The sequence below is a fragment of the Burkholderia pyrrocinia genome (assembly GCF_001028665.1).
In the GTDB taxonomy this organism is placed as follows: Bacteria; Pseudomonadota; Gammaproteobacteria; order Burkholderiales; family Burkholderiaceae; genus Burkholderia; species Burkholderia pyrrocinia.
Genome location: NZ_CP011504.1, coordinates 3,152,347 through 3,166,177, shown reverse-complemented (window position 1 = coordinate 3,166,177; position 13,831 = coordinate 3,152,347). Strand labels below are relative to the sequence as shown.

Below are 13,831 nucleotides of genomic sequence, written 5' to 3'. Positions count from 1 at the left end.
ACCCGTTGAAAAATCATCTTTTGCCGCGCGCGGGCCGCGCGGGTAGCCTCGATCCGGTCAAGAAAAACCGCACCGAAACACCGACTGGAGGGCTTCATGTATTTCGACCGACGACTATGGGCAATGATGGCGGGACTACGCGGGCGGGTGGCCGCCGCCGTCGCGCTCGGGCTGCTCGCGATGGGTGTCGGCATCCTCCGTTTCGTGTTCCTCGGCCGCGTGCTGGCGCTGGTCTTTTCCGGTGCGCCGGTGCGCAGCATCGCCGAAGCCGTCGTTGCAACGGCGGCCTGCGTGTTGCTGCGCGCGTGGCTCGACCATCGCCGCACGGTGCTCGCGCAGCATACGGCGGGCCGCGTGCAGGCCACGCTGCGCGCGCGGCTGTTCGACCGGATCGCCGCACTCGGCCCCGCATGGTTCAGCGGCGAACGCACCGGCGGCGTGATGCTGGCCGTCGTCGACGGCGTCGAGCAACTGCAGACCTTCTTCGGCGTCTACCTGCCGCAACTCGTGATCGCCGCGTGCGCACCGGTGATGATCTTCGCGGTGCTCGCGTGGTGGGACGTGCCGACGGCCGCGATCCTGCTGGTTGCTGCACTCGTCACGCTCGCGCTGCCGCAGCTCGTGCATCGCGCCGACCGGCGCGCGGCGCTCGCACGCTCGGCCGCCTTCAAGGCATTCGGCGAGGAGTTTCTCGATGCGGTGCAGGGCCTGCCGACGCTGAAGGCGTTCGGGCAGAGCACCGCGTTCGGCGCGAAGCTGGCCGCGAAGGCGCGCGCGCTGTCGGACAGCACGTTCTGGGTGCTCGCGCTCGGCCTGCTGACGCGGCTCTTCACCGATCTCGGCACCGGCCTCGGCGCGGCCGCGGCAATCGCGGTCGGCGCGTGGCGCGTGCGGCACGGCGACATGAGCCTCGAGGCGCTGCTGATCGTGCTGATGGCCGGCAGCGAAATCTTCCGGCCGCTGCGCGACCTGCGCGCGGCGCTGCACCAGGGGATGATCGGCCAGTCGGCGGCGAATGCGATCCACGCGCTGCTCGACGCGGGCAGCCACGCGCCGGCCGCCGCCGCGCCGCGCGTGACGGGCCTGCGGCCGGAGATCGCGTTCGACGGCGTCAGCTTCGCGTATCCGGGGCGCCGCGCGGACGCGCATGCGGCGCTGAGCTTCTCGGTTCGCGAAGGCGAGACGGTGGCGATCGTCGGCCCGAGCGGCGCGGGCAAGTCGACCATCGTGCGCCTGCTGCTGCGCCAGCACGACGCGCAGGGCGGCGCGATCCGCATCGGCGGCCACGACGTGCGCGCGCTCGATGCCGACCAGGTGCGCGAGATGATCGCGGTCGTCGCGCAGGATGCGACGCTGTTCGACGGCAGCGTCGCCGACAACCTGCGGCTCGGCCGCCCCGACGCGAGCGACGCCGACATGATCGCGGCCGCGCGCGCCGCCAACGCGCACGATTTCATCTCGGCGCTGCCCGACGGTTACGCGACGCGCATCGGCGAACGCGGGCTCATGCTGTCGGGCGGCCAGCGCCAGCGCATCGCGATTGCCCGCGCGCTGCTGCGCGATGCGCCGATCCTGCTGCTCGACGAGGCGCTGTCGTCGGTCGACGCGGAGAACGAAGCGCTGATCCAGCAGGCGCTCGACCGGCTCACACGCGGGCGGACGACGCTCGTACTCGCGCACCGGTTGTCCAGCGTGATCGGCGCCGACCGCATCCTGGTGCTCGACCAGGGGCAGGTGGTCGACGAAGGGACGCACGCGGCACTGATCGCGCGCGACGGCCCGTATCGCCGGCTGATGGGGCCGCAACTGGAAGCGGTCGCCGAATCGGTCGGCGCGGCGACGACGGCCGGCGCCACTGCGCGTGCGTCGTCGGGCCCGCAGGTGCGGCCGCTGAACGACGACGCGGCGACGATCGGCTGGCCGGAAACGTTGGGCACGCTGCTGCGCTTCGTGCGTCCGTGGACGGGCAAGGTCGCGCTGACCGTGCTGTTCGGGATCGGCCGCGTGCTCGCGTTCATCGGCGTCGGCGTGATCGGCGCGCTGGTGGTCGGCGCGGTGTCGGCCGGCCACGCGAGCACCTCGCTCGTCGCGGCGCTGCTCGTGATCGCGCCGGTGGCGGCCGTGCTGCACTGGCTCGAGTCGTGGCTCGCGCACGACATGGCGTACCGGCTGCTCGCGGAAATGCGCATCGCGCTGTTCGCGACGCTCGAACGCCTCGCGCCGGCCGGGCTGCTGCGCCGCCGTTCCGGCGATCTCGTCGCGCTCGCGACGCAGGACGTGGAGACGGTCGAGTATTTCTATGCGCACACGCTGGCGCCCGCGTTCGTCGCGGTGCTCGTGCCGGCCGGCGTGCTGGTGCTGCTCGCGTCGGTCGCGTGGCCGCTCGCGCTCGTGCTGCTGCCGTTCCTGCTGTGGGCCGGGCTGGCGCCCGTGCTGGCCCGCCGCGACGTCGACCGGCTCGGCACCGGCGCGCGCGAAGCGCTCGGCCAGCTCGGCGCGCACCTGACCGAAACGATCCAGGGGCTCGCGGAGCTGACCGCGTTCCAGGCGATCGCGCGCCGGCGCGAAGCGTTCGTGGCGGAGGTCGATGCGTATCGCAAGCAACGCGCGAAGCTGCTCGACGACCTGTCGACGCAAAGCGCCGCGCTGGAAATCGCGAGCGGGCTCGGCGGGCTGGCCGTTGCGGCGCTCGGTGCGCTGCTGTGTGCGCGCGGCTGGTTTCCGCGCGAGTCGTTGCCGCTGCTGGTGCTGGTCGCGGTGGCCGCCTTCATGCCGGTTGCCGAGATCGGCCAGGTCGCGCGCCAGCTCGCCGACACGATCGCGTCGACGCGACGGTTGCGTGCGCTCGAGAAAGAACCCGTGACCGTGACGGACGGCACGCAGCCGATGCCCGGTAATCCGGCGGTGCGGTTCGACGCGGCGTCGTTCACGTATCCGGGGCGCAGCGTGCCCGCGATCGATCGCGTGAGCTTCGAGGTGCCGCCCGGCAGCACGGTCGCGCTGGTCGGCGCGTCGGGCGCCGGCAAGTCGACGGTCGCGAGCCTGCTGCTGCGCTTCTGGGATCCGCAGCAGGGCAGCGTGACGCTCGGCGGCGTCGACCTGCGCGACCTGCGGCTCGACGACCTGCGGCAGCACATCGCGCTCGTTGCGCAGGATACCTACCTGTTCAACGACACGCTCGAAGCGAACATCCGGCTCGCCGCGAGCGACGCGTCCGACGCGGACGTGCAGCGTGCGATCGATCACGCGGCGCTCGGCGAATTCGTCGCGCGGCTGCCGGACGGGCTCGCGACGCGCGTCGGCGAGCGCGGCGTGCAACTGTCGGGCGGCCAGCGCCAGCGTGTGGCGATCGCGCGCGCATTCCTGAAGGATGCGCCGGTGCTGATCCTCGACGAGGCGACGTCGCACCTGGACACGATCAGCGAGCAGCAGATCCGTGCGGCGCTGGAAGACCTGATGACGCAGCGAACGTCGATCATCATCGCGCACCGGCTGTCGACCGTGCGCAATGCCGACCTGATCCTCGTGATCGAGCAGGGCAGCGTCGTCGAGGCCGGAAGCCATGCGGAACTGCTGGCGCGGCAGGGCGCGTATGCGCGGCTCGTGTCGCATCAGGCGAGCTGGGTCGCGGCGTGATTGACGCTGTATCGGCGCGTCGCCGGCCGGCGTTTCCATGCGAATCCCGCACCGTTCGTTGAGCCGCGCCGGCGTTTGCCGGCTTCGCGGGCACGGCCACCCCGGCACGCCGCTGCGTTGAATCGCTGACGGTCCGCACGAACGAGCGGGTGGACCGCGGCGAATGCGCTCGCGGTTGCGCCGTCGTCATCCCGCCGCACCTGTTGCGCGGGATGGCAAACCTGCCGGCCCGCACCAAGCGCCGCCATCCTCTCTCCACGTCCAGCCCTCCGCCCGCGCGGCGCGACCCGGCCCGGGCGCTCCGCCCAGGCCATCTCCCCCGTTTCCTCCGATCAATCCGGCCCGCGCGCCCCGGGTTTGCCTCGATGAAATTCCCCGTTGCGCACTTTTTTGTTGTCGTAGTATCGCCGTTGACAACACATGTTGCACTAATGTCTAATTCGACATCGCATGTTGCGGTGCTGCTTGATGTCGTCGTTCCCGCCGGCCGGCTGGCCGGCTACATCGCTCAATCATGCGGAGAGAAACCATGAGTCGCCGTTCCTTCCTGAAAGCCGTCGCGGTCGTTGCCGCGCTCGGCGCAAGCCTCGCGCACGCGGATACCAAGACGCTCGTCGTCGGCACCGATACGTCGTTCATGCCGTTCGAGTTCAAGCAGGGCGACAAGTACGTCGGCTTCGATCTCGACCTGTGGGCGGAGATCGCGAAGGACCAGGGCTGGAAATACACGATCCAGCCGATGGATTTCGCGGGCCTGATCCCGGCGCTGCAGACGCAGAACATCGACGTCGCGCTGTCGGGGATGACGATCAAGGAAGAGCGCAAGAAGGCGATCGACTTCTCCGCGCCGTACTACGACAGCGGCCTCGCGGCGATGGTGCAGACCGGCAACACGACGATCAAGTCGATCGACGACCTGAACGGCAAGGTGATCGCCGCGAAGACGGGCACCGCGACGATCGACTGGATCAAGGCGCACCTGAAGCCGAAGGAGATCCGCCAGTTCCCGAACATCGACCAGGCCTACCTCGCGCTTGAAGCCGGCCGTGTCGATGCGGCGATGCACGACACGCCGAACGTGCTGTTCTTCGTGAACAACGAAGGCAAGGGCAAGGTGCAGGTCGCGGGCCAGCCGGTCAGCGGCGACAAGTACGGGATGGGTTTCCCGAAGGGCAGCCCGCTCGTGCCGAAGGTCAACGCGTCGCTCGTGAAGATCAAGGCCGACGGCCGCTACGCGCAGATCTACAAGAAGTGGTTCGGTGCCGAGCCGCCGAAGATGTGAGCGTGACGGCGCAACAGCGCGCGGCCATGCGGCCGCGCCGGTCTTGAATCGAACGGGGAGCGACAAGTGAATTTCGATTGGTCGGCGATCTGGGCGGCGTTGCCGGACCTGATGGACGGGGTCCGGTTGACGGTGTTCATCGCATTATTCGGGCTGGTGGGCGGTTTCATCGTCGGGATGGTCGCGGGCATGTTCCGCGCATACGGACCGAAGGCGATGAACGTGCTCGTACAGGTCTACATTGAATTGATTCGCGGCACGCCGATCGTCGTGCAGGTGATGTTCCTGTATTTCGCGCTGCCGTTGCTCGCGCACATCCGGATCGACGGCCTGACGGCCGCGATCATCGCGATCACGGTGAATTCCGGCGCGTATCTCGCGGAAGTGGTGCGCGGCGCGCTGCTGTCGATCCCGAAGGGGCTGACGGAAGCGGGGCTCGCGATGGGCTTGTCGATGCCGCGCGTGCTGCTGAAGGTGGTCGGGCCGCTGGCGTTCCGGCGGCTGATTCCGCCGCTCGGCAACCAGTGCATCGTGAGCCTGAAGGACACGTCGCTGTTCATCGTGATCGGCGTCGGCGAACTGACGCGCAAGGGGCAGGAAATCATCGCGGGCAACTTCCAGGCGGTCGAGATCTGGAGCGCGGTGGCTGTGATCTACTTGATTCTTACCGGCGCGATGACGCTGACGCTTCGGCTCGTCGAAAAGAGGATGCGCATCCTATGAGCATGATCGAATTCCAGAACGTGTCGAAGAGCTTCGGCCACGTGCCGGTGCTGAAGCATATCGACCTGAAGATCGACGCGGGCGAGGTGGTCGTCGTGATCGGCCCGTCGGGCTCGGGCAAATCGACGATGCTGCGCTGTATCAACGCGCTCGAGAAAATCACCGGCGGCGAGCTGCTGGTCGACGGCCAGAGCGTGCGCGGCAACGCGACGACGATCCGCAACATCCGGCTCGAAGCCGGCATGGTGTTCCAGCAGTTCAACCTGTTTCCGCAAATGACCGCGCTCGAGAACGTGATGTTCGGGCCGATCCAGGTGCGCGGCGCATCGCGCGCCGAAGCACGCGACCAGGCGATGGCGCTGCTCGACAAGGTCGGCCTCGAATCGCGCGCGAATCACTACCCGTCCGAGCTGTCGGGCGGCCAGCAGCAGCGCGTCGCGATCGCGCGCGCGCTTGCGATCCGGCCGCGGCTGATGCTGTTCGACGAGCCGACGTCGGCGCTCGATCCGGAATTGCGCCACGAAGTGCTGAAAGTGATGCAGGATCTTGCTACCGAAGGGATGACGATGATCGTCGTCACGCACGAGATCGGCTTCGCGAAGCGGGTCGGCACGCGCCTGCTGTTCATGGATCAGGGCGGCATCGCCGAGGACGGTCATCCGGTCGACCTGATCGACCGGCCGCCGACGCCGCGCCTGAAGGAATTCCTGAAACACGTGTCCTGAACGAAACCGAATCATTTGACATGCCGCTTTCCCTTTCTCCCGTCATCGCCGGCGCGCCGTTCGACATCGGCGTGCGCCTCGGCGAGCTCGCCCGTCCCGTGTTCGATGCGTACATGCAGCAGAGCAGCGCGTGGCAGGCCGTGCGCCGCTGGCGCGGCCATCCGTTCGTCGGCGCGTTGCGGCAGGCGGCGCTGGCCGCGTATCCCGATCTCGTCGCGGAACTGGACGGGATCGCGGCGGGCATCGGCTGGCCGGCCGAGGACATCTTTTTGTGGAACTGCCGCGGCGAACTGATCCACAACGCGCCGGACGGCTGCACGACGCTCGCCGCGCGCGGCGCGGACGGCACGCGCTGGATCGCGCACAACGAGGACGGCGATCCGTTCCTGCGCGAGCGCTGCCTGCTCGTCGACGTGCAGCCGGAGGGCAAGCCGGGCTTCATCAGTTTCTACTACCCCGGTTCGCTGCCGGGCCATACGTTTGCCGCGAACCGCGCGGGCATCGCGCAGGCGATCAACAACCTGCGGATCCGCACGCCGGCAGCGGGCGTGCCGCGAATGATCCTCGCGCGCGCCGTGCTCGACGCGACGTCGCTCGACGCGGCGGCCGACGTGCTGCGCCTGCATGCACGCGCGAGCGGCTTTCATCACACGCTCGGCGCGACCGGCGATGCACGGCTGCTGAGCATCGAAGCGAGCGCCGCGCGCTGTTCGGCGATCGACGTCGCACGGCTCGCCGGCCATGCGAACCATCTCGTGCATCCCGGCTGCGAAGCAGAAGCGCAGATCGTCACGCAATCGTCGGCCGATCGCCAGCGGCGCGTCGATGCGCTGACGCCGGGTATCGACGCGATCGACGAAGCGGCGCTGCTGCGCGTGCTCGGCGATCGCGCGCCGGAAGGGCTGCCGATCTACCGCGACGACCCGGCCGACCCCGACGACGAGAACACGCTCGCGACCGCGGTGTTCGCGATCGGCGCGTCGGCGATCGATTTCACCATTCACCAGCACGGCACGCAGCGCTTCGCGACGCGCATCGTGCCGTCCGGGCGCGCGCACGGCGCGTCCTGATCCATGAGGCACCGCATGACGACCGTTTTCCATCGCACCCCGCGCGCCACCTTGCCCGTCGCCGTCGCTGGCGACGGCATCGAGATCATCGACTCGACCGGCAAACGCTATATCGACGCATGCGGCGGCGCGGCCGTCTCGTGTCTCGGCCACAGCAACCAGCGCGTGATCGACGCGATCAAGCGGCAGGCGCAGCAACTGCCGTACGCGCATACGTCGTTCTTCACGACCGACGTGGCCGAGGAACTGGCCGACCGGCTCGTCGACGGCGCGCCGGCCGGCCTCGAACACGTGTATTTCGTGTCGGGCGGCTCCGAGGCGATCGAGGCCGCGCTGAAGCTCGCGCGCCAGTATTTCGTCGAGAAGGGCGAGCCGCAGCGCCGCCATTTCATCGCGCGACGCCAGAGCTATCACGGCAACACGCTCGGCGCGCTCGCGATCGGCGGCAACGCGTGGCGGCGCGAGCCGTTCCTGCCGCTGCTGATCGAAGCGCATCACGTGAGCCCGTGTTATGCGTACCGCGACCAGCAGGCAGGGGAAGCCGACGAAGCGTATGCGCAGCGCCTGGCGGACGAGCTCGAACAGAAGATCGTCGAACTCGGCGCAGAAAACGTCGCGGCGTTCGTCGCGGAAACGGTGGTGGGCGCAACGGCCGGCGCGGTGCCGCCGGTGCGCACGTACCTGAAGAAGATTCGTGCGGTGTGCGACAAGTACGGTGTACTGCTGATCCTCGACGAGATCATGTCGGGGATGGGGCGCACGGGCTACCTGTACGCGTGCGATGAAGACGGCGTCGCGCCCGACCTGCTGACGATCGCGAAAGGGCTCGGCGCGGGCTACCAGCCGATCGGCGCGACGCTCGTCAGCGACCGCATCTACCGGACGATCGTCGACGGGTCGGGCTTCTTCCAGCACGGCCATACGTACCTCGGCCACGCGACCGCATGCGCAGCCGCACTCGAAGTGCAGCGCGTGATCGCCGAAGAGAAGCTGCTCGACAACGTGAAGGCGCGCGGCGAGCAGTTGCGCGCATCGCTCCGCGAGCACTACGGCGCGCATCCGCATGTCGGCGACGTGCGCGGCCGCGGGCTGTTCGTCGGCGTCGAGCTCGTGCGCGATCGCGACAGCAAGGCGACGTTCGATCCGGCGCTGAAGCTGCACGCGGCAGTCAAGCGCGAAGCGATGCAGCGCGGCCTGATGGTGTATCCGATGGGCGGGACGATCGACGGCGTCCACGGCGATCACATCCTGATCGCGCCGCCGTTCGTCTGCACCGCGCAGCAGATCGATACGATCGTCGAGCGGCTGTCGGGCGCGATCGACGCGGCGCTCGCCGCGGCCGGCGCGTGACGGCATCGATGCACTGAACCCTTACCGGAATCACCATGACAGACAGACTGCCGCCGTTCGATCCCGAATCGGCCACCGACGCCCAGAAGGCCGTGCTGGCCGACATTCTCAGCGGCCCGCGCGGCAATTTGAACGGGCCGTTTCTCGGCTGGATCGCCAGCCCCGAGGTGGCCCAGCACGCGCAGAAGCTCGGCGCGTTCTGCCGCTATCGCACGGGCCTGCCGCTGCGGCTGTCGGAGCTCGCGATTCTCGTGACGGCCGCGCGCTGGCGCTCGCAGGCCGAGTGGCACATCCACCATCCGATCGCGCTCGACGCGGGTGTACCGGCCGCGACCGCCGACGCGATCCGGCGGGGCATCGAACCTGCATTCGAGTCGGATGACGACGCGTTGATCCATGCGTTCGCGAGCGAGCTGTACGACACGCGGCGCGTCAGCGACGCGACGTTCGCGCGCGCGCAAGCGCGCTTCGGCCACGAAACCGTCGTGAATCTCGTTGCGCTGCTCGGCTATTACGCGCTCGTCGCGATGACGTTGAACACGTTCGGCATGCGTGCGGAAGGGCAAACCGATTTGCCGTTTCCGGAGTAATGGTCGTGCAAATGATCGTGCATTGATCGTGCCGGAACAGCGGCGCGATACGTCTGACGATCGCGCCGCCGGCATCAATGCAACCAAATGTATTCATGCGGGATCAACGGCCGATGGCCGCGTATGATGGCTTGTTCACGTCGACATGATCGGTGAACAAGCATGACGAGTACCCGCAAGACCTTGATGATTGCCGGTGGGCTCCTGGTAGCCGCTGCCGGCACTGCCTACGTGATGCTGCTGCGCGCGGACCACCGTGCGATCGAAGATTCGGGCATCGGCGATTCGTCCGCGCCGGTTGCCACGGCGCCCGTGAACAACGATCACGCGGTGCAGGGCGCTATCGCGCCGCCGGCACCGGCTGCCGCGACGGCAGCCCACGCCGATACGGCGCAGAAACAGGCAGCTGTTCCGCCGCCGCCACCCGCACCGGCGCAGAAACAGGTGGCTGTTCCGCCACCATCCGCACCGGCGCCCGCGCCGGCAGCACCCGCGCGCGTCAGCGCCGCACCTGCATCTGTCCCCGCCGTTCCGGTTGTCAGCGAGAAAGCGCAGCCGGTGACGAAGCCGAGCGCACCGCCGCCGAAGGTCAACGTCGTGACGGTTGATGCGCAGGATTCGACCCCGCCGGCCGCACAACCGGCACAGCCGGCACAGCCGGCCCCGCCGTCGCAGGCCACGCAACGCGCACCGCGCAAGCGCGACGGCCTCGAACGCCACGCGGCCGCAGCACCTTCAGCAACGAAATCCGAAACGGCGGAGACGGCCGCGCTCGTCAAGGAATCGGCGAAGCTCGACCCGTCGTTGCCGCCGCCGCCGATGTCGTCGATGTCGGCGGGTTCCGGTTCGGCTCGGCAGGGCGGTTCGTCGTCGGGCTCGAACCCGGTTGCCGCCGCGATGACCGAGCAACTGGTCAGGCAGTCGAGCAGTATCAAGGCGTCGCCGTCGGCGAATGGCGATTCGCCTGCGACCAAGTGAGCCGCGCGATTCGAGCGTGTATTTTTTGCGAAGATGATCGGGTTTCCTGCATTTGATTGACGCGCCCATTGCCCGGCAGTCGCAGGCGGTTTGACCTGTCCTGCGCAGGTACGCATCCTTGCGGTTTCCGATTCCTTACCTTAAAGTAAGGAAATCTGAATCGGAGGCGCTATGGCATCGGCAACCGTGACATCGAAGGGGCAGGTCACCATACCCGTGGACGTGAGAACCCGCCTGGGTCTTGCGACCGGGGATCGAATCGAGTTCATTCTCAACGAAAAGACCGGGCGGTACGAAGTCGTTCCCGCCACGGGTTCGATTACTTCTCTCAAAGGCATCATTCGCAAGCCGGCAAAACCCGTGTCGATCGAAGACATGAATGCTGCGATCGCGGAGCGGGGAGCGTCGGCGCGATGATCGGTCTCGACACGAATGTGCTCGTGAGATATCTCGTGCAGGATGACCCGGTCCAATCGAAGAAGGCGACCCGGCTGGTCGAATCGCTGACTGCCGAGCATCCCGGCTATATCACGCAGGTTGCGTTGGTCGAGGTCGTTTGGGTGCTTGCGCGGGCCTACGGTTCGGACCGCGACGAGATCGCGCAGGTGATCGAGGCGCTATTGCGAACGAAGGAACTGGTGGTCGAAGCCGCGGAAACGGTCTGGAAGGCATTGCGTGTGTATTCCGGCTCGTCCGCGGATTTCTCCGATTGTCTGATCGAACGGACGTGCCATGAGGCGCAATGCCAATACACGATGACGTTTGACGCGAAAGCGGCCAAGGTTGCCGGGATGCGACTCGTCAGTTAAGGACAATTCGCTATTTTTCTGCGCCTCCAGGCGTCGACACAAAAAAAGGACCCCGCACGCCGACCAAAGCATGCGGGGCCAAGAGAGACAAACCGTTGCGACGATGCGCTGAGGTGCGTTAAGCGGCGACCGCTTCTTCGGCCTGCGGCTGAGCCGCTGCTGCCGGCGTCACGTCCTGCCGGATCAGGTGGTCGAACGCGCCGAGCGATGCCTTCGCGCCTTCACCCACCGCGATCACGATCTGCTTGAACGGCACCGTCGTCACGTCGCCGGCCGCGAACACGCCGGGCACCGACGTCGCGCCGCGTGCATCGACGACGATCTCGCCGTGCTTCGACAGTTCGACCGTGCCTTTCAGCCATTCGGTGTTCGGCACGAGGCCGATCTGCACGAACACGCCTTCGAGATCGATGCGCTGCGTTTCGCCCGAGCGCAGGTCCTTGTAGACGAGCCCATTCAGCTTGCTGCCGTCGCCGGTCAGCTCGATTGTCTGCGCCTGCGTGACGATCGTCACGTTCGGCAGGCTGCGCAGCTTGCGCTGCAGCACTTCGTCCGCGCGCAGTTGCGCGCCGTATTCGATCAGCGTGACTTCCTTCACGATGCCGGCGAGGTCGATCGCGGCCTCGACGCCCGAGTTGCCGCCGCCGACCACCGCGACGCGCTTGCCCTTGAACAACGGGCCGTCGCAGTGCGGGCAGTAAGCGACACCGCGATTGCGGTATTCGCGCTCGCCCGGCACGTTGATTTCGCGCCAGCGCGCGCCGGTCGCGAGGATGATCGTCTTCGCCTTCAGCACCGCGCCGTTCGCGAGGCGGATCTGGTGCACGTCGCCCGGGATCAGCGCGTCGGCGCGCTGTACGTCCATGATGTCGACGTCGTATTGCTTCACGTGCTGCTCGAGCGCGGTCGCGAACTTGGGCCCTTCGGTTTCCTGCACCGACACGAAGTTCTCGATCGCCATCGTGTCGAGCACCTGGCCGCCGAAACGCTCGGCGACGACGCCCGTCGCGATGCCCTTGCGCGCCGAGTAGATTGCCGCGGCCGCGCCTGCCGGGCCGCCGCCGACGATCAGCGTGTCGAACACCGGCTTGTTCTCGAGCGACTTCGCGGCACGGGCGCTCGCGCCCGTATCGAGCTTCGCGAGGATTTCCTTCACGCTGCTGCGGCCCTGGCCGAACGATGCGCCGTTCAGGAACATCGTCGGCACGGCCATGATCTGGCGCGACTCGACTTCATTCTGGAACAGTGCGCCGTCGATCGCGACGTGGCGGATGCGCGGGTTGATCAGCGACATCACGTTCAGCGCCTGCACGACTTCCGGGCAGTTCTGGCACGACAGCGAAAAGTACGTCTCGAACGCGTAGTCGCCGTCGAGCGAGCGGATCTGTTCGATCACGTCGTCGTCGAGCTTGATCGGGTGGCCGCCCGTCTGCAGCAGCGCGAGCACGAGCGACGTGAATTCATGGCCCATCGGAATGCCGGCGAAGCGGATGCCGGACGGCTTGCCGGGCTCGCCGATCGAGAACGACGGCTTGCGCTCGGCGTCGTCGCGGCGTTCGGTCACGGTCACGCGATCCGTCAGCGACGCAATCTCGTTCAGCAGCGCATGCAGTTCCTGCGATTTCGCGCTGTCGTCGAGCGAGGCGACGAGTTCGATCGGGCGCGTGATCTTTTCGAGGTACGCTTTCAGTTGGTTCTTGAGATTGGCGTCGAGCATGGCGTTTCGGATTCCGTATTAATGATTATGGTCGGGCACGTCGTGCCGGAGGAGGGCGCGGGCCGCGCGATGCGGCGGCCCGTATTCGTGTGTCTCGCGCGCCTCGTGCGAGGCGCGCGGAGCGATCGTCAGATCTTGCCGATCAGGTCGAGCGACGGGGTCAGCGTTTCCGCACCCGGCGTCCACTTGGCCGGGCACACTTCACCCGGGTGCGCCGCGATGTATTGCGCAGCCTGCACCTTGCGCAGCAGTTCGCCTGCGTCGCGGCCGATGCCGTTGTCGTGGATTTCGCACAGCTTGATCTCGCCTTCCGGGTTGATCACGAACGTGCCGCGCAGCGCCATCCCTTCTTCCTCGATCAGCACGTCGAAGTTGCGCGACAGCGTGAGCGTCGGGTCGCCGATCATCGGGTACTTGATCTTGCCGATCGTGTCCGACGTGTCGTGCCATGCCTTGTGCGTGAAGTGCGTGTCGGTCGACACGCCGTAGATTTCGACACCCAGCTTCTGGAATTCCGCGTAACGGTCGGCGAGGTCGCCCAGCTCGGTCGGGCAGACGAACGTGAAGTCGGCCGGGTAGAACACGACGACGGACCACTTGCCCTTGAAGTTCTCTTCGGAGACGGGCACGAAATCGCCGTTGTGGTAAGCGGTTGCCTTGAACGGCTTGATTTGGGTGTTGATGATCGGCATGGGGTGGTTTCCTTTGCTTCAGTGGTGAGTGGAGTGTTGCCAGTATCCGGGTTCACCCTGATTTAGGGAAATTGCTTGTTTCAATCCAGGGCATCGAGAATTTCTATCTGCTTCCGGCCCTTGATTGGGTGGGGTGGGCGGAGGGCGCTTGAGACATTGCGCGTGCGGGCCGTGAGCCCGTTTGATGCGAGTGCGAGGGGGAGAGGGTGCGCAGCCGCGTGGATCGACGCCTTCAATCCGGATGCAAAGCGGCTCTGCG

General features: G+C 67.2%; 12 protein-coding genes. 10 read left to right on the top strand and 2 right to left on the bottom strand.

All coding sequences use genetic code 11. The features are described from left to right. The first annotated feature begins 96 nt into the window (after positions 1 to 96). The 10 genes from ABD05_RS30125 to ABD05_RS30080 all read left to right on the top strand — a co-directional run bounded on the left by ABD05_RS30125 (position 97) and on the right by ABD05_RS30080 (position 11,163). A complete protein-coding gene (locus tag ABD05_RS30125; protein ID WP_047903571.1) occupies positions 97 to 3,636 on the top strand; it encodes an ABC transporter ATP-binding protein/permease in 3,540 nt (1,179 codons plus the stop codon). Positions 3,637 to 4,165: 529 nt separating this feature from the next. Beyond that, positions 4,166 to 4,918: a glutamine ABC transporter substrate-binding protein GlnH gene (glnH, locus tag ABD05_RS30120; protein ID WP_047903570.1), complete on the top strand. Its 753-nt coding sequence runs from the start codon at positions 4,166 to 4,168 to the stop codon at positions 4,916 to 4,918. A gap of 66 nt (positions 4,919 to 4,984) precedes the next feature. Beyond that, a complete protein-coding gene (gene glnP / locus ABD05_RS30115; RefSeq protein ID WP_047903569.1) occupies positions 4,985 to 5,641 on the top strand; it encodes a glutamine ABC transporter permease GlnP in 657 nt (218 codons plus the stop codon). Next, positions 5,638 to 6,366, top strand: a complete 729-nt coding sequence (gene glnQ / locus ABD05_RS30110; protein ID WP_047903568.1) for a glutamine ABC transporter ATP-binding protein GlnQ — start codon at positions 5,638 to 5,640, stop codon at positions 6,364 to 6,366. Before glnP ends, glnQ begins: the two co-directional genes overlap by 4 nt. 20 nt (positions 6,367 to 6,386) lie before the next feature. After that, the gene (locus tag ABD05_RS30105) at positions 6,387 to 7,436 is read left to right on the top strand and encodes a C45 family autoproteolytic acyltransferase/hydrolase (protein WP_047903567.1); all 1,050 of its coding nucleotides are present in this window, start codon (positions 6,387 to 6,389) and stop codon (positions 7,434 to 7,436) included. A gap of 15 nt (positions 7,437 to 7,451) precedes the next feature. After that, complete coding sequence (locus ABD05_RS30100; protein WP_047903566.1) at positions 7,452 to 8,786, top strand: aspartate aminotransferase family protein; 1,335 nt, start codon at positions 7,452 to 7,454, stop codon at positions 8,784 to 8,786. Between the two features lie 35 nt (positions 8,787 to 8,821). Beyond that, on the top strand, positions 8,822 to 9,376 hold the full coding sequence (locus ABD05_RS30095) for a carboxymuconolactone decarboxylase family protein (RefSeq protein WP_047903565.1): 555 nt from the start codon (positions 8,822 to 8,824) through the stop codon (positions 9,374 to 9,376). A gap of 162 nt (positions 9,377 to 9,538) precedes the next feature. After that, the gene (locus tag ABD05_RS30090) at positions 9,539 to 10,354 is read left to right on the top strand and encodes a hypothetical protein (RefSeq protein WP_047903564.1); all 816 of its coding nucleotides are present in this window, start codon (positions 9,539 to 9,541) and stop codon (positions 10,352 to 10,354) included. A 171-nt stretch (positions 10,355 to 10,525) separates the two neighbouring features. Further along, positions 10,526 to 10,771, top strand: a complete 246-nt coding sequence (locus tag ABD05_RS30085; protein ID WP_047903563.1) for an AbrB/MazE/SpoVT family DNA-binding domain-containing protein — start codon at positions 10,526 to 10,528, stop codon at positions 10,769 to 10,771. Continuing rightward, positions 10,768 to 11,163, top strand: a complete 396-nt coding sequence (locus ABD05_RS30080) for a PIN domain-containing protein (protein ID WP_047903562.1) — start codon at positions 10,768 to 10,770, stop codon at positions 11,161 to 11,163. Before ABD05_RS30085 ends, ABD05_RS30080 begins: the two co-directional genes overlap by 4 nt. Before the next feature lie 118 nt (positions 11,164 to 11,281). Here ABD05_RS30080 and ahpF read toward each other — a convergent pair whose 3' ends face one another. Both ahpF and ahpC read right to left on the bottom strand, forming a co-directional pair. Beyond that, positions 11,282 to 12,880, bottom strand: coding sequence for an alkyl hydroperoxide reductase subunit F (gene ahpF / locus ABD05_RS30075; RefSeq protein WP_047903561.1), 1,599 nt, complete (start codon positions 12,878 to 12,880; stop codon positions 11,282 to 11,284). 128 nt (positions 12,881 to 13,008) lie between these two features. Then, the gene (ahpC, locus tag ABD05_RS30070) at positions 13,009 to 13,572 is read right to left on the bottom strand and encodes an alkyl hydroperoxide reductase subunit C (RefSeq protein ID WP_006488685.1); all 564 of its coding nucleotides are present in this window, start codon (positions 13,570 to 13,572) and stop codon (positions 13,009 to 13,011) included. Positions 13,573 to 13,831: the final 259 nt, after the last annotated feature.